Source organism: Nocardioides dokdonensis FR1436 (assembly GCF_001653335.1).
Taxonomy (GTDB): domain Bacteria; phylum Actinomycetota; class Actinomycetes; order Propionibacteriales; family Nocardioidaceae; genus Nocardioides; species Nocardioides dokdonensis.
The window spans coordinates 2356540-2372931 of sequence record NZ_CP015079.1; the positions used below are offsets into that span (position 1 = coordinate 2356540).

General features: G+C 68.3%; 11 protein-coding genes and 1 other RNA gene. 9 read left to right on the top strand and 3 right to left on the bottom strand.

From position 1 onward, the window contains the following. Nucleotides 1-16 precede the first annotated feature (16 nt). From I601_RS11150 to I601_RS11165, 4 genes are read left to right on the top strand one after another with little or no spacing between them, the layout of a single operon-like run. The gene (locus I601_RS11150; RefSeq protein WP_068109505.1) at nucleotides 17-1273 is read left to right on the top strand and encodes a M23 family metallopeptidase; all 1257 of its coding nucleotides are present in this window, start codon (nucleotides 17-19) and stop codon (nucleotides 1271-1273) included. Between the two features lie 46 nt (nucleotides 1274-1319). Beyond that, nucleotides 1320-1799: an SsrA-binding protein SmpB gene (smpB, locus tag I601_RS11155; RefSeq protein ID WP_068109508.1), complete on the top strand. Its 480-nt coding sequence runs from the start codon at nucleotides 1320-1322 to the stop codon at nucleotides 1797-1799. Beyond that, nucleotides 1792-2694, top strand: coding sequence for an amidohydrolase family protein (locus I601_RS11160; RefSeq protein ID WP_068109511.1), 903 nt, complete (start codon nucleotides 1792-1794; stop codon nucleotides 2692-2694). Before smpB ends, I601_RS11160 begins: the two co-directional genes overlap by 8 nt. A 28-nt stretch (nucleotides 2695-2722) precedes the next feature. Further along, nucleotides 2723-4822 (top strand): M1 family metallopeptidase, encoded by a 2100-nt coding sequence (locus I601_RS11165; RefSeq protein ID WP_157520082.1) that lies wholly within the window; start codon nucleotides 2723-2725, stop codon nucleotides 4820-4822. An 18-nt stretch (nucleotides 4823-4840) separates the two neighbouring features. Here I601_RS11165 and I601_RS11170 read toward each other — a convergent pair whose 3' ends face one another. Then, nucleotides 4841-6217 carry an HNH endonuclease signature motif containing protein gene (locus tag I601_RS11170; RefSeq protein WP_068109519.1) on the bottom strand — a complete coding sequence of 459 codons (1377 nt, stop codon included), beginning with the start codon at nucleotides 6215-6217 and terminating at the stop codon, nucleotides 4841-4843. Between the two features lie 139 nt (nucleotides 6218-6356). Here I601_RS11170 and I601_RS11175 point away from each other — a divergent pair, with 139 nt between their 5' ends. From I601_RS11175 to I601_RS11195, 5 genes are all read left to right on the top strand, one after another. Further along, nucleotides 6357-7436: a hypothetical protein gene (locus I601_RS11175; protein ID WP_157520085.1), complete on the top strand. Its 1080-nt coding sequence runs from the start codon at nucleotides 6357-6359 to the stop codon at nucleotides 7434-7436. Between the two features lie 65 nt (nucleotides 7437-7501). Further along, nucleotides 7502-9010, top strand: a complete 1509-nt coding sequence (locus I601_RS11180; RefSeq protein WP_157520089.1) for a hypothetical protein — start codon at nucleotides 7502-7504, stop codon at nucleotides 9008-9010. A 76-nt stretch (nucleotides 9011-9086) separates the two neighbouring features. Next, nucleotides 9087-9457: a transfer-messenger RNA gene (gene ssrA, locus I601_RS11185) on the top strand. Between the two features lie 427 nt (nucleotides 9458-9884). After that, entirely contained in the window at nucleotides 9885-10382 is a 498-nt protein-coding gene (locus I601_RS21485; RefSeq protein WP_179948532.1) for a hypothetical protein, read from the top strand. Nucleotides 10383-10402: 20 nt separating this feature from the next. After that, on the top strand, nucleotides 10403-11896 hold the full coding sequence (locus I601_RS11195; RefSeq protein ID WP_169834695.1) for a serine/threonine-protein kinase: 1494 nt from the start codon (nucleotides 10403-10405) through the stop codon (nucleotides 11894-11896). Nucleotides 11897-12095: 199 nt separating this feature from the next. Here I601_RS11195 and I601_RS11200 read toward each other — a convergent pair whose 3' ends face one another. Together I601_RS11200 and I601_RS11205 are read right to left on the bottom strand one after the other, a co-directional pair. Continuing rightward, nucleotides 12096-14396 carry a DUF262 domain-containing protein gene (locus I601_RS11200; RefSeq protein ID WP_084527488.1) on the bottom strand — a complete coding sequence of 767 codons (2301 nt, stop codon included), beginning with the start codon at nucleotides 14394-14396 and terminating at the stop codon, nucleotides 12096-12098. Then, nucleotides 14393-16147: a DUF262 domain-containing protein gene (locus I601_RS11205; protein ID WP_218917653.1), complete on the bottom strand. Its 1755-nt coding sequence runs from the start codon at nucleotides 16145-16147 to the stop codon at nucleotides 14393-14395. The genes I601_RS11200 and I601_RS11205 overlap by 4 nt, the downstream gene beginning before the upstream one ends. Nucleotides 16148-16392 lie beyond the last annotated feature (245 nt).

Consider the following 16392-nt stretch of genomic DNA (forward strand, 5'->3'; position numbering starts at 1 on the left):
CGTCGAAGGCAAACCGGTGCGCTCCTTCCCCAGCGCCTCGCGCCACCGCCTCGCCACGGCCGCCACGGCCGGTGCGCTGGTCCTTGGTGCTCTGGCCGTCCCACTCGCCCACGCAGACGACGACCTCAAGGACCAGCAGCGACAGGTCCAGAAGCAGATCAACGGCGCCGCCGAGGACCTCGAGGAGTCCAGCAAGCGCACCCGCCAGGCGTACGCCGCGATGACCGCCGCCCGCGAGAAGCTGGACTCCGCCAAGGCGGAGCTCGGGGCGGTGCGCACCAAGCTCGGTGACGCCCGGCTCGAGGACGCCCGGATGGCCGAGCGCCTCGCCACGGCCCGGCTGCGCCTCGAGTCCGCCCGGGACGAGCTGGTCGAGGGCCAGGCGGCCCTGGAGCGCCAGCGGGGCGTGGTCAAGGACCGCATCGCCGACACCTACATGCAGGGCAGCCCCGACCTCCTGGTCCTGGGCAGCCTGCTCAACTCCAGCTCGACCAGCGACCTGACCCGCCAGCAGTCGGCCAGCAGCGTGATCGTGGGCCGCGAGACCTCCATGTACGACGACCTGGACGCCGCCGAGGTGCTGCTCCAGGTCCGGGAGGACGACGTCGAGGAGGCCAAGGACCAGGTCGCCGACGAGCGGGCCGCCGCGGCCGCGCACCTGTCGAAGGTGAAGTCGCTGACGGCCCAGGCCGTGCAGGTGCGCGACGAGGTCCGTGGCCTGGTCGGCAAGCGGCTGGCGGCCCGCCGGGAGGCGACCCGGGCCCAGCAGGCCGACCGCGCCGCCCTCGCCTCGCTGCGCAAGCAGGAGGCCCGGATCAAGGCCCGCATCGCCGCAGCCGCGCGTCGGGCGCGCGGCACCTCGGTGTCGGCCAAGCCGTCGGGCTACCTGCAGCGCCCGGTCGGCGGCACGGTGACCTCACCCTTCGGCTACCGCACCCACCCGATCTACGGCTACCGCGGCCTGCACGACGGCACCGACTTCGGCGTCAGCTGCGGCCAGCCGATGGCCGCCGCGGGCACCGGCACCGTGATCGCGAAGTACTACTCCTCGGTCTACGGCAACCGGCTCTTCCTCAACCTCGGCCAGGTCAACGGCCGGTCGCTGACGGTGGTCTACAACCACGCCCGCAGCTACCGCTACAACGTGGGGGCGCGGGTCTCCCGCGGCCAGACGATCGGGTACGTCGGCGACACCGGCTGGTCGACGGGGTGCCACCTGCACCTGAGCGTGCTGGTGAACGGCACCGCGGTGGACCCGCTCAACTGGATGTGACGGCGCCCGGCGCAACCACGTTGACCTGACCTGGGACAATGATCAGATGGCCAGGGAGCAGGGACAGAAGATGGTCGCGCAGAACAAGAAGGCGCGACACGACTACGCCATCGAGGACACCTTCGAGGCGGGCCTGGTGCTGCAGGGCACCGAGGTGAAGTCGCTGCGGATGGGGCGCGCCAGCCTCGTCGACGGGTTCGTCGACATCGACCGCAACGAGGCGTGGCTGCTCAACGTGCACATCCCCGAGTACACCCAGGGGACCTGGACCAACCACGCGGCCCGGCGCAAGCGCAAGCTCCTGCTCAACCGGGCCGAGATCGACAAGATCGAGCGCCGCGTCAACGAGAAGGGCCTCACCGTCATCCCGCTGTCGCTGTACTTCGTCGACGGCCGGGCCAAGGTCGAGATCGGCCTCGCCAAGGGCAAGAAGTCGTGGGACAAGCGGCACACGATCGCCGAGCGCACCGCCAAGCGCGAGGTCGAGCAGGCCGTGGGTCGTCGCCTCAAGGGCATGAGTGACTGACGGCTCCGGCCCGTCGCCCGAGGCGTGGTCCGCCGAGGTCGAGCAGGTGACCGCGTTCTGGCGCGGGCTCGGGCTCCCGGGCCTGCTCGACGTGCACACCCACTTCCTGCCCGCGAACATCCAGCGACGGGTCTGGGCCCAGTTCGACGACGCGGGGCCGAAGATCGGCCGGGCGTGGCCGATCCGCTACCGCGGCAGCACCGAGGAGCGCGTCGAGCAGCTGCGCGAGCTCGGCGTACGCCGCTTCTCCTCGCTGCCCTACGCGCACCGGCCGGGCATCGCCGGCTACCTCAACGACTGGGCCACGACGTTCAAGCAGCAGGTGCCAGAGTCGCTCTGGTCGGCGACGTTCTACCCCGAGCCGGAGGCCGCGAGGTACGTCGCGGCGGGCCTCGCAGTCGGGGTCGAGATCTTCAAGGTGCACGTGCAGGTCGGGGAGTTCGACCTCGACGACCCGCTGCTCGACCCCGTGTGGGGGCTGCTCGCGGAGGCCGGGACACCCGTCGTGGTGCACGCCGGGCACGCGCCCGTGGGCAACGACTTCACCGGTCCGGCGCCGATGGCCCGCGTGCTGGCCGCCCACCCGCGGCTGTGCCTGGTGGTGGCGCACCTCGGTGCTCCGGACTACCTCGACTTCATGTCCTTCGCCGACACCTACGACCGGGTGCACCTCGACACGACCATGACCTTCACCGACTTCTGGGAGACCACCTACCCCGACGGGATGCTGGCGCGGCTCGCCGACCTCGGTGACCGGATCCTGCTCGGCACGGACTTCCCGACCATCCCGTACCCGTACGGCCACCAGCTCGAGGGCCTGGCCCGCCTCGACCTCGGCGACGACTGGCTGCGCGCGGTCTGCTGGCACAACGCCGAGGCGCTCGTGGGTCGCTGACCCGATGCCCTTGCTTTACCTTGTGCGGGTGACCGTCTCGCGAGCGCTGCTCGGACCCCTCGCCCTCGTCCTGGCCGTGGCCCTGTCAGGCGCCGCCGGGCCGGTGGCGGCCGGCCTTCCTGACGGAGGCGCCGGCCCCGGCTCGCCGGGGATCGGGGACCCCTACTGGCCCCGCGACGGCAACGGTGGGTACGACGTCGACCACTACGACCTCGACCTGCGCTACCGGCCAGGGTCGAAGCAGCTGTCGGGCGTTTCGACGATCTCGGCGCGCAGCACCCGAGCGCTCTCACGCTTTCATCTCGACCTCGTCGGTATGCAGGTCACTCACGTGAACGTCGACGGACGACCGGCCCGGTGGGACCGCCGCGGCCAGGAGCTGCGGATCACGCCGCGGCGCGCCATCTCGCGTGACACCGACTTCGCCGTCGCGGTCACCTACGCGGGGCGTCCGGGGCGGGCCGGGCAGGGCCGCTTCGACGAGGGCTGGATCTCGCTGCCTGACGGGGCGATCGTGGCGGGGGAGCCGCACTCGGCGACCAGCTGGTTCCCGTCGAACGACCACCCGACCGACCGGGCGCGATACACGTTCCGCATCGAGGTCCCGGCGGCGCTGAGCGTCGTGGCCAACGGTCGGTTGGAGGGCACCGAGGAGCACGGGCGCACGACCACGTGGACCTGGCGCGCCGACGAGCCGATGGCCAGCTACCTCACCACGGTGGGCATCGGCGACTACGACGTCACGACCTACGAGGAGGACGGGCTTCGCTTCCACGACGCGATCGACGCCGGTCTGCCCGGAAGGCTCTCCTCTCCCAGCACCGGAACGCGTCTTGCGGTCGCTCGAGGCTCCAACAACGCCTACCAGCGTCTGGCGCGCCGCATCGAGGTCCCGCCGGACGGCGCCACGATGGCCTTCGACCTGGCCCGGGACACCGAGCCCGGCTTCGACTTCGTCTTCGTCGAGGCGCACACGGTAGGCCGGGACGACTGGACCACGCTGCGCGACCTCGGCGGGCACACGTCCTCGAGGACCGGCCGCCAGTGCGCCACCTGGAGCGAGGAGCGCCCGTTCATCGTCGAGCACTACCAGTCGCAGCGTCGTCGCAGCTGCCGGCCGGTGGGTCCCACCGGTGAGTGGTGGGCCGCCTCCGGGGCCGGTGACGGGATCGAGCGGTGGGAGGTGGACCTCGGGCCGTACGCCGGCTCCGAGGTCGAGGTGTCCATCACCTACCTCACCGATGGGTCCTTCCGTGGGGCGGGCGTGACGGTCGACGACGTGGAGGTCAGCGCCGGGGTCGGTAGCACCTCCTTCGAGGGCGGCCTCGAGGGCTGGACCGTGCCGGGGCCGCCCGAGGGTGACGCAGCGAACCGGACCGACTGGCGCGTGGGCAGCACCGACGACGTACCCGCGGGCGTCGGCGAGAAGGCCCGCCGGGCCCTGGCGCGTCAGCCGGAGATCGTGCGCTACCTCTCCGGGCTGTTCGGTGAATACCCGTGGCGCGACGTCGGAGGCATCGTCGAGGACAGCGGCGTGGGGTTCGCGCTGGAGACCCAGACGCGCCCGGTCTACGAGAGCGGTTTCTTCGCCAGCGTGTCCGGCGGTTCCAGTCTCATCGTCCACGAACTGGCTCACCAGTGGTTCGGGGACAGCCTCACCGTCAAGCGGTGGAAGCACATCTGGCTGAACGAGGGGTTCGCCAGCTACACCCAGTGGCTGTGGTCCGAGGCGGAGGGCAGGGCGAGCGCGGCCGAGCTCGCGTGGCGGTCCTGGCGCTCCATGCCGCAGGGCAGCGATTACTGGGACCTGCGGATCGGGGCGCCGGGGCGCGACAATCTCTTCGACGGGGCGGTCTACAACCGTGGCGCTCTGACCCTGCACGCGCTGCGCGTCCGGGTGGGCGACGAAACCTTCTTCCGCATCTTGCAGGGATGGCCCACGGCGCGGGCTGGCCAGGACGTCACCACCCGCCAGTTCGTGCGGTACGCCGAGCGTGTGGCCGGTCGCGACCTCGATGGACTCTTCCGGCGTTGGCTCTTCACCCCGAAGCGCCCTGACTTCCCGGGCGCGCGGCCCTCCGCTGACCGGCGTACGGTGCGCGACGTGCCGGTGGTGGCGCACCGCTGACCCGGTCCGGCCGGAGGGCTATCTCCGGCGCCGGCTCAGCTCCCAGCCGCGGTCGGGGTGGTGTCGTAGCTGCCAGGTGGGGTCGTGGGTGCGGTGGTGGTGCCAGGAGCAGAGGGGGATGGCGAGGTCGAGGTCGGTGTCGCCGTGGTGGGACCAGGGGATGAGGTGGTGGATCTCGGTCCAGGCGAAGGGTCTCTGGCAGGTGTCGATGGCGCAGGTGTCGTGGGTCAGGGCGAGTGCTTTTCGTTGGTGGTGGGTGTGCAGTCGTCGGGTGCGGCCGAGGTCGAGTGGCGCTGACTCCGAGTTGAGGATGGCGGGGACGAGTCCTGCTTCGCAGGCGAGGCGGCGCAGGTCGCCGGCGGCGGTGCGGGTGCCGGTGTCGAGCTTCGCGGTGCCGGTCTCGGCCGGGCCTTTCCAGTCGGGCCAGGTGGTGGGGTCGTGGTCGCCGGTGGCGGCGAGGTCGCGGGTGAGGTCTTCGGCGGTCATGGTGACCAGGAGGGTGAGTGCGTTGGCGCCGGTCCAGCCGTCGGTGGGCAGGTGTTCGATGAGCTCGCAGAGGGCGTGGCCGTGGAGTTCCCAGCCGGAGAGGCCGTGGCCTTCTCCGGTGGGGGCGGAGGGGTCGTGGCCGGAGATGTGTTTCCCGTCGGGGCCGGTGCGGGCCTTGTTGAGTCGTCGTGGTGCGGAGAGGGTCTCGATGGCGGTGCGCAGTAGGGAGCCGTGGAGCTCGGGGAGGGTGAACCTGCCGGAGTAGGTGCCGTCGCCGTTGTCGTGCAGGGCGAGGTAGGTCTCGTGCTTGGCACGCCTGGATTCGCGTCCGAGCATGATGGCTTCGTGGCGGTCGGCGAGGTCGCGGTCGACGACCTCGAGCATCCGTCGGGCTGCTTGGCGCAGTCGTTTGGCGTTCATGGGGCGCCCCGAACGGGTGCCGACACCGGTGGCTTTGCCCACGAGGATCTCCTCGGCGACGGCGAGCTGCTCAGGAGTGGTCTCGACCGGCGCCTGTTCGGCGGCGCGCACGATGACGCGGACCTGGTCGGCGCGCAGCTGCCCGGCGGCGTAGGCCTCGCGCGTGTGGTGGTACTTGGCCTTGAGCAGCTCGGCCAGGTGCAGACCGCCGGCGTTGACCTCGCGCGTGGTGCCGGTCAGCGCCGCGGCCCACGCATCGGTGCCGGTCGCGGCCTCGTCGGCCGCGACCTGGCGGCGCTCGGCCTCGGCCAGCACCTTCAGCCGCAAGGCCTCGGCCTGGGACTCGACCACCGCCAGCGTCTCGAGCAGGTGGCCGAGCTCCGCACGCGCCACCCGGTCGAGCGCGACCCCGTGCGCCTCGGTCAGGAGAGCGCTCGCCCCATTCACCGCGGGGGCCGCGGTGGGGGTCGGGAGCGCCTGGACCGTCATGCCTCCATTCTCTCAAGGCAAAGACCCGATGGGAACACCAGTTCGACAATCTGTGGAGAACTTCTGGGAGGGGCCACCGGCCCTCTCGACGGGACCTTCGGCGCTGCCGCTGGACGTCTCCGTGCGCTGCACTGGGGGCATGAGGCCGGGAGCTGCTGATCTCCTGCCGAGGCGGACATCGCGCTCGGCGAGCCCGCCCCGCCTGCTGATCTGGGCAGCCGCGCTTGCGCTCGCGGAGGCCGTCGGTCTCGCCGCGGCAGCGGGCGCCTCTCAGGCGGTCACCGCGTGGTCGACCGAGCCGGGAGCCAAGGGGAGCACCGGTCTCGCGTTGGCCCTGGTGGTGGGCGCCGGTCTGGTCGAGGGCCTGGCGCTGGGCTCGGCGCAGGGGTGGCTGCTGGGCCGCTGGCTGCCGCGGCTGCGGCGTACCCGCTTCGTCGTGGCGACCCTGCTCGTCGCCGGTCTCGGCTGGGCTGCCGGCGCCGCCCCGGCGGTGCTGGGCCAGGAACAGGCGGGCGAGGCGCCGAGCACCCCACCCCTGGCGTTCATGCTGCTGGGGGCGATCGGGGTCGGACTGGTGATGGGGCCGGTGCTCGGTCTCGCCCAGGCGTGGGCGCTGCGCCCCGCCGTGCGGCACGCCCGCGCGTGGGTTGTCGCCAACGCGCTGGCCTGGCCGGTCGTGATGGTGGTGATCTTCCTCGGCGCCTCGCTGCCGGGGCACGGATGGCCGGTGGCGGCCATCGTCGCCACCGGCGGTGCGACGGGCGCGGTGGCGGGTGGCGTCCTGGGACTGACCACGTACTGGGCGTTCGGGTCGATGACCGCGGTGCCGGCGTGGGACCGCGCGCTGCTGCGGCTGCTGACCACGTCGTGGGGGTGGCTCGACGGCGACCTGGTGGGGCTCGAGGTGCGCGGGCTGCGGACCGGCCGGACCTACCGGATGCCCGTGCGGTACGCCGTCGACCTCGAGGGTCGCCTCGTCGTCGCTCCGGGCGAGCACACGGGGTGGTGCGGCAACGTGCACCGCCCCACGACGGCGGTGGAGGTGCTGTGGCAGGGGTCGTGGCTGCCCGCGCGCGCCGAGCCGGTGGTGCCCGGGCACCCGGACTACGCCGACGCGCGCGCGGCGTACGAGCTGCGCTGGCCGCGAGCAGGGCTCCCCGCGGACCAGGTCCTGGTGTGGGTCCGCACCCCGGGCGCGGATGAGGGCGAGGGCGCGTAGGCGTCGCTGCGAGCCGTTTGGGCAACCGGATGCCGGGTAGAGGGACCGCGACCCGAGGAGGCCCCATGAGTCCCCAGCCGAGCCTCGCCCCTCCGCCTGAGCACGAACCGGGCGCGAGTGGGCGTCCCCCTGCCACCCGGCGTGCCCGTCACCTGGTCGTGGGCCTTGCCCTGGTGGCGCTGCTGGCCGGCGGTGGCGTCACCGCGGCTGCCGTGCTCGCCGGCGGGGACAGCCCGGACGAGGCCGCGGGATCGACGGGGGAGGGGGGCCCCGCCGAGCAGCCGGCGGAAGAGACAGCTCCGGTGGAGGAGGACCCGGGACCCATCCTGGTCGGGGACCGGCCCTACCTGAGCCCGTGCCGGCTGGTCACGCTCGCCGACGTCGAGCGGGTCCTTCGACCGCTCGGGGACCGGGGGCGGGTCGAGCAGACGTACGTCGCCGAGCCGATGACGCGCGGCGAGCTGCGGGCGGAGACCAGGTACGGCGGCGGCGTCGAGGTGGAGTGCCGGTACGACTTCGCCGACAGCGACGGCAGCTCGTTCTCGGTGGAGGTCGAGCAGTTCCCGTCGACCAAGGCGGCGCGGGAGCGCTGGGAGGCGGTGGAGTACCTCGGGACCGGGCAGCAGAGTGACGAGATCGCACGCGAGGACCTCGACGGTGCCTTCGACTGGGTCGCCGAGGCGGCCGCGGAGAACGAGCGGGACCTCGGCGGACAGCCCGTGGAGGGAGCCGACGATCTCCTCTACGTGCCGGGCCAGCAGCGCTACCTGCTGACCGCCGGCCACGCGCTGGTCTGGCTGCAGCTCAGTGACGTGATCTCCGTCTTCGCCGACGAACCGCTGTCGCCCGCGGAGTACGCCGCGCAGACCCCGCGCATGCGTCGGCTCGCGGCACTGGTGCGCGACCGCGTGCGGGCAGGGCTCGACGACCAGGCCCCGGTCCCGGTGACGATCAGCGGACAACGCACCCTCGGCGGTGCCGACGTCGACCTCATCGATGCCTGTGCGCTCCTCGGCGACGACGTGTTCGAGGCGCTGCTGCGGGTCGAGCCCGAGCCCTACTTCGAGAGCACGAGCCTGGCGCGCGAGACGCGCAAGAAGTACCGGCAGAACGTCGGGGACCCGTACGCCGCCTCGCCGAGCAGCACCTGCCGACGCAAGCGCTACGTCGACAAGGGGGACTCGGGGAGCACCCGCAGCGCCGAGCTGACCGTCCGGTACGCGGCCAACGGCCTGGAGGCCTTCGACCTGCTCGAGGACGACCTGGCGGAGCGGTTCGCCCAGGGCGAGCGCGGGCTCCGGGCGTCCCAGCTGGAGGGCGTCGGGCTGCTGCGCAAGCTCGACTCCGACGCGGACGCGGCGTACGTCTTCGACGCGCTGGCGGAGGTGGGCAAGGACGACCGCTACACCGAGGCCTTCGTGACGGTGGGACCGTACGAGATCACCATCGACGCCGACCGGGGACTGGTCGCGGGGACCCTGCGTGAGCGTGTCGTCGCGGACGAGCAGTACCTCGCCGCGGTCGATCTCATCGCCGAGCACGTGCACGAGCTCACGGGGTCGCAGGACGGGTGAGGCCGGCTCGTGGGAATGCCGCGTGACCTCGCCTGGTTGAGCGAGGTAGCCTGTGCATGCAGGTGAAAACTCAAGAGGGGCTGATCGGTTTCGACTTGGGACGTTAGTTCCAGGAGAAGCGGGTCGAGAAGCCAGCGTTATCTCGTTAACGATCGCTGGAAACCTATAACTGCCAACACCAATCGCAGTTCCTTCGCTCTCGCTGCCTGAGCAGTGACCGAAGCGTCAGACCGGGCACCCGTCTCCGTCCCGGAACCTGGCGTCGACTAGGAGACTTGCTGTTCAACTGCCGTCAGAGTGGTTGATCGGGACTTAAATCTGACTGAGCCCGTCGGTGACGTGTCTGTGGGAGCACCGGGGCTGAGAAAGGCGACATCACAGACTGCACCCGGAGAAGACCTGGTTCGACGCTCGAGGACGCGGGTTCGATTCCCGCCAGCTCCACGCGCAGAACTGCCGGTCACGGTGGGTCACCCCACCGAGATCCAGCCCTCTTGAACGAGAGCCTCCCTGACACCCGTCGGGGAGGCTCTCGTGCTGCGCTCTATCGTCCTCTGCGACGGTTTGCGCCCCTCTCGGTGGAGCCGTCTTCAAGACCACGTCAGCGATCCCGGTTGTAGTCCAGGCGTGATCACCGGGGAGCTCAAGAGCAAGATCGACACCATCTGGAGCGCCTTCTGGTCTGGGGGTATCGCAACCCCCTCGCGGTCATAGAGCAGATCACCTACCTGCCCTTCATTCGCCGTCTCGCCGACCTCCAGACCCTGACGGAGCAGAACCAACCGCGCCGGCCAGGCGATCGAGGAGCCGCTTTTCCAGCCAGGGCAGGCCAGAGTTGCGATGGTCGAAGTTCGAGGACCTCGAGCCTGGCGTGATGCACCAGGTGGTCGGCGAGGGCGTCATCCCATTCCTGCGCAAGCTCGGGGGTGACGGCTCGACCTCCTCGTCGCACATGAAGGATGCCCGGTACACCATCCCGGCGCCGGCTCTACTGTCGAAGGTCGTCGACCTGGTCGACGACATCCCGCTGAACGACCGCGACACCACCGGTGTCCTGTACGAGTACATGGTCGACAAGAACGCCATAGAGGGCCCTCCCACCCGCGAGGACCACGCCGACGAGGCCGGGCATCCCTTGTTGCGCCCCGAGCCGACGGGTGTGACAACGGAATCGCCGGGCGTTGCCGCCGAGCACGCTGCCCCGGTCGACGGTGCTTTCCGCCAAAGCATCCACTCTGCTTCGCCGGTCATTAGTGTCGTCTGTGGGATCGCTCTAGGGGGCCGGGGATGGTGGGTCGCGACTGGCCTGGTCGGTCACTTGACCCATGGGACCCCGTACGTCTCGGACGCTTCGACATCCGGGGCCGCTTGAGCGCTGGTGGCATGGGGGTGGTGTACGCCGCTGAAACCCTGTCGGGGGACCGGGTTGTGATCAAGACGGTCCTCAGTGAGCACGCCGACAACGCGGACTTCCGACGCAGATTCAGACGTGAGGTCGTCGCGGCATCCGCGGTCGAGAGTCCCTTCCTGGCCAAAATCCTGGCTTCGGACGTTGATGATCGGCGTCAGTGGTTGGCCATGGAACACGTGCCGGGACCCACGCTCGACGAACTCGTGCGACAGCACGGTCCGATGACCCCTGCCCAGCAGGTCGACCTCGCAATCGGCCTGGCCGCGGGGCTCAATGAGTTGCACGCTGCGGGCCTGATCCACCGCGATCTCAAGCCGTCAAACGTGATCTGCACGGATGGCGGTCCGCGAATTGTTGACTTCGGCATAGCCGTCCTCTCGGGGCTGCCGACCTTCACGGCCACCGGAGTCCTCAGTCCAGGCACCCCAGGGTGGATGGCCCCAGAACAGTCTGACCCCTCGGTCCGCCCATCCCAGGCCGTCGACTTGTACGCATGGGGATGCCTCTGCTTCTTCGCAGCTGTCGGCACATCGCCAAGGCAACTCGAGGCTGAGCCCTCGACCGAGCGGGCTACGTGGAGTCGCGAAATGACTACACCGGCGATGCCTGACTCGATGCCGGTCGTCCTTCGTGGCGCAGTTCAGCGCGCTCTGTGCGCCGAACCGTCCGCCCGGGGTTCTGCCGCGCAGTACCTGGCGATGATGCGGCCACTCGTAACAGCGTTGAACGAGGAAGAAACGCAGGCGATGCCGGTCGCTGCAGCGGTGGGCGCAAGCTCAACGATGCTCAGTACCAAGGTCGACCCAGCCCCAGATCCGCCGCGAGAGCAGCGCCGCCAACGAGGAACCTTCCTCGTCTACGTCACTGCGGCCATCGCAGTGCTGGCGCTCGCGGGCGCCCTGATAGCCACTGTCTCGATCAGGAAAGACGAGGTCGGGAGCGCAAGCGTGAGTCGCGACTTCGGCAGTGGCAGCACCGCGTCGCCCACCAATGAGCCTCTCTCGAGGACCAAGGCGCCGCAGAGGCCGGCAACCTCGGGAACTGCCGAATCGCCCAAGCCCCCCGCGGCGAGGGCCGGCTATCTCCCGATCGGGAGGACAGTCCGACTTGAGTACTTCGACGTTGCAGTCCGCGCGCAGAGAACGACCCGCACGACCTGGAGTGTGGACGTCAAGGTCTGCTACGCGAGACCCCACGACTCCGCGAACCCCGACGGCACAACCCGTGTGAGTACAGATCCCTGGGCGATGGACTATCTCAGCACCCGGAGGCAAACCGAGCGCACCTCTATCAGCGAGCTCACAGTCCTTCGCGGTCCTGCGCCGCTGTACACCGAGGCTCGCCTCAGTCTTGGGGACTGCCGGTCTGGATGGATAACGGTGGGCCGGCCGCGCGGCTCTCGAGGCCTCCTGGGTATGCACTACGCCCCCGCTGACTTTCCGAGCAGTGCGGCAACCTGGAGATGGGCGATGTAGCGGACCACGGGATCGAGACGTACCCCCCTCTGCTGGGGGTATGTCCGATGCCAAGGGCCGCGCGCCCATACCGGTGTGCGTCTGCGGCTTTGGCTTCCAGGCGATGTGCGGCCCTCAAGGCAGGGACTGCTGCACGATCAGATGTCACCTACTCGTGCAGCAGCCCCTTCTATTGCTCTAGGGTCTCGATTCGGAGTCGTCAGAGACCGGCGGTGATGAGGTCTCGGAGGATCTCAGCTCCGACCTGCACGCGGTCGACGGTATCGACGAGCTCACCAGCATGGCTCCTCTGTGGAGTGCGAAGGAGCCAGCCGTCTTCACAGGGTTCCGCACCTGCGGCTTCGCATAGCGCTTTGAGGGTGCCCTCGTCGCTAGCCGAGTCGCCGTTGCGGAGAGCGAGACCCCCTGAGACGCTTCGGATGCCGACGCGAGAGCGAGCAAGTTCCATCCAGCGTGCGGTCGTGGAGTAGCCGTAGAACCATGGGTCGCTGACCTCGCTGGGGCGGCCAGCCTCGCTCCAAATCGCGTACAGGTAGGCGTCGCGGTAGTAGCTGCGCTGCACCTTCTTGCGCAGCATTGTCATCTCGTAGCCGAGTTCGCCGTCCGCTCCGTAGTAGATGCCGGTGTTGCCCTCGCGCATTTCCGGGTATCGGACCAGGTGGTATCGCCAATCGAAGCGCTCCTGGTCGGCTCGCGACTTCGTGAAATCGCGAGCGATCTCGCCGAGTGCGATTTCTACGTCTTGCGTATCTGCATCGGCAATGAGGTCGAGCATCGCGGCGAGCGCTTCACGGGCCGGGGCCAAGACATCCCGATCACCGCGATCGACAAGCACCAAACGCCACACGCTGTCTGTGTTGGGTGAGCCGAACTGGAACCGGTCCGAGTTCTGGTAGCCGCGTTGGTATGCCCCGCACGCGAGCAGGGTGCCAGTCACGAGGGGCCACCGGGTCGGCTCGAATGCGGCCTCGAAGGCACTTGCGCGGTGGGAGATGGAGGAGGAGAGGTCGAAGCAGGCCAGCGTGCCGCGCAAGACGGCATGGTCCTCGAGGCGGGCGATGCTCGGAATCAGTTCGGGATTCAGAGTACGAAGGTCCTGTTTCGCCTTCTCCTCGTTGACTTGGTTGGTGTTGAACGTGGCGAGCGCATCGAAGTCGCCGGTCTGGATGAACGTCGTGACCTCGTTCACGAACTTCGGCATGTTCGTGACGCGCATCTCGAACTGCGATGCCTCATTGACGTTCCGCAGGCTTCGCAACCGGGCAGCCACATCCGGGGTCTGGTGCTGTCTGTGCACGAGGACCGCGAGTAGAAGCAACGTGTCGGTCAGAGAGAAGAGCCTGGTTGATCCTCTGAGGTCGCCATAGCGATCACAGCAAGCGTGGAAGAGGTCGCTAGTGGCGTTAGCGCCAAAGACCCGCACTCCGTCGCCATCGAGCGTCGTCTTGAAGAGACTCTCGAAGTAGTCCCTGAGATTGGGCTCTGCGACCCACGTCTCGAATGCTCCGTGCATGAATGAGAGGTGCTCGCGGTGGCGTGGGTTGCCGAGGCCGTAGAGGGCCTTGGCACGCTTCTCAGGGGTCACGAGGTCGTCGACCCTGGACCAACCTTCACGCCACTCGCAGACCTCCATCAGGAAGTCGAAGTAGCGCATGAACTCGTCGTCGACGATGTTGTTCTCGCCCCGGTACGGCCACAGGACGTCGGTCCAGTCTCCGTCGATCTTGTGCCCGAAGTCCTCGAACCCGCCGGCCTCGTCCACAAGTTGTCCCAGGAACGCCTTGAATGCCTCGAACTCGGTGAGAGGCTTCCCGCGGGAGTTCATCTTGATGTAGAGGTCTTCGGCGGCGCCCATGTCGTCGATCGGTAGCAGCTGGAACCAGATGGCTGGGTTCTCGGCGTCGGACAGCCGTTGCCAGAGCTCATCAGGGCTCTCATCGGCGAAGCGACTCGCGATGGCGTCAATGGTCACGAGCATCGCGCGGATCGTCGGGTCGAACTGCCACAGATGCAGGTACCAGCTCTGATCGGTGATCCACGCCGACGGCGGTGTGGAGAGGTCACTTGGCGGGGGGTGCTTGACCAAGCGTTCGCAGAAGAGTCTGGCGCTTGGCCGCGTGGCGTAGCTGAAGTTCGTCCAGGGTTGCGCTGCGCTGACTTCGCCGCGACGGAATGCGAGGTACCAATGCAGCAGGAACAGCGTCGTGAGGCGTTGTTGGCCGTCCAACGGCTCGAAGGTGCCGTCGTTATGGACCTCTCCGTAGATGAAGTCCAGGCCGACGGAGGTCTCGCCGGTGAGCGCGGCGTGCAGGGCATCCAGGAAAGTGGCTCGAATTGTGGATGTCCGTGTATCCAGGCGCCCCTGGGCGTAGTCACGCTGGATCAGGGGAATCGCGACTCGCTCCACGGACGGCATGCCATCGATCTGCTCGCCGAACATGGCCTGGAAGGTGGTGCGGTAGCCAGTCATGTTTTCCTCGTCGGACTCACGGATACTCATGCCACGTCCTCCACGTCGACTTCGGCCGCAATGCTGTCGTTCTCCGGCGTGTCCTCGAGCAAATACGGCTGAAGTTTCGCGCGTATCGCTGTCAGGTAAGCCTCCCGGTCGCGTCGCCCCCAGAAGTGGATCTGCTGGGCTGCGGTGCTGGTGTCGTAGTACTTCAGGAACACGTTCCGAGTGCAGACTGGGATGTAGGACCCTCGCTGATCGAGTTCGATCACGTGGCGGCGTTTGACCTCGAACACCGAGTTGTTCAACACGCTGTTGTCGTCGCGCGAGAGCAGCGCGAGATTGGCGATCGAGTCGATCTCATCATGGTCGGCTGAGGTCGGCCCTTCGGCTTCGTCCGGGTCGGTGCTGTCGCTGAAGAGCTCAACGAGCTCGAGGTGCAGGGCGTCGAACGAGTCGCTGTTGATCGACGGCAGTGCGTTGTTGATCTTGGCTTGGAGGTCCGCGCGCTGTTCGGAAGACAGGTTCAGCACTTCCAAGGCGTCGAGGTGCTCCTTCAGCCAGGACGTCCACTGGTCGACTGTGTTCAGACCTTCGGAGCGCTGCGCGTGAATGTGCTCGAGGGACCAGAGCCGTTGCACATGTTGACTGAACGAGTACCGCTCAGAGGAGAACTCATTAGTCCGAACGGTCTCGACGTTCATGAGGAGGAGGACTTGCCTGGTCTTCCTGCTGCCGTAGGTCAGCGCAGCAACTCCTGTCCAGGCGAGACCCAGGCTGCGCCTGATGCGCTCGTTTAGTGCACCGTCGAAGGCGGACTTTGCTCTGCCGTCGGCCATCTTGACGAGGTCGAAGAACGTTGCCACCTCGGACGCGACGAGGTAGCCGACTTTGTGAAACGAACTCAGATCTTCGTACCAGCCGAGGATTAGGGAGTGCAGATCAACGACCTTGTCCCACACCGCCTGGGGATCCGACAGGATCAACGGTCGCAAGATCTCGAAGGTGTGGAATCGCGGACGGTTCTTGATGTGCGTTCCCGACTCGAGATCAGCAACGGTGTCGAGCAGCAATTCGATCCGGGTTGCCGCTTGGTCGTAGGACGAGCCAGCCGCGAAGGCCCACACCTCCGGCGACCATAGCTGGCGCTCGATGGTGTCCCACTGCGCCGCGGTCTCGTGCTCGCGCTCGATGCGGGACAGTAGCGATGCCTTGACTAGCTCGGCGTCTGTGAGCGGAATTCGGCCGACGTTGAGTCGCGTGAAGAGAGCGCGCGAGTCGAACTCAGGTTCCTGCGGCGCCTCGTACCAGATCACGAAGACCGTGCTACTCAGAGCCTCTGACAGCTTGTAGGCAGCGAGGTTCGGCTTGGCCTGCTTTGCGAACCAGGACTCGATGGCTGTGAACGCCTCGAACATGTGGAAGTAGTCGATGTTCTCGTGGCGAAGGTCCTCACGGGGGTCGTCGAGGTACTCCGCGCTGCCCGGCCGGGTCTCGTAGCTGAGGTCATAGTGAACCTCCGCTTGCGGCATGTAGGCCTTGAGTGCGCGCATCACCAGGTACAGGGTGGTGAGTCGCTGCTGCCCATCGACGAGCTCCCAGCGACCGTCGTCCATCGGCTTCACCACCACGGGCTGGAGGTAGTAGTTGGCGCCCCCAGCCTCCTGGATGTCGTCCAGAAGCCTCTCCACCTCGTGAGCACCCCAGCGATAGCCGCGCTGGTAGTCCGGGACGAAGAACGATCCCTTGAGATCGTCGACGAGGCGTGGCTCCAAAAGCGCCGGGGTTCCGAGGTTCATGCGGCACATCTTGACTCACTCCCATGGGACACGCCCGGAAGCCGGGCAACTCCGGCGGGGCCACCTCGCACAGCGGACTGAGGGCCGGGGCCGGGGCCTGCGGCCAGTTGGCAGCGGTCGCGCTCAGAAGCGAGTGACCTCGCGGGCGACCGCCATCGGCGCCGCACGCCGCATCGACGATGCCAAGGTCCAGGAGTTCAAAGGGGCGTACAGGGCCTGGGCTTCCGGGAACACGCCAAGCACGC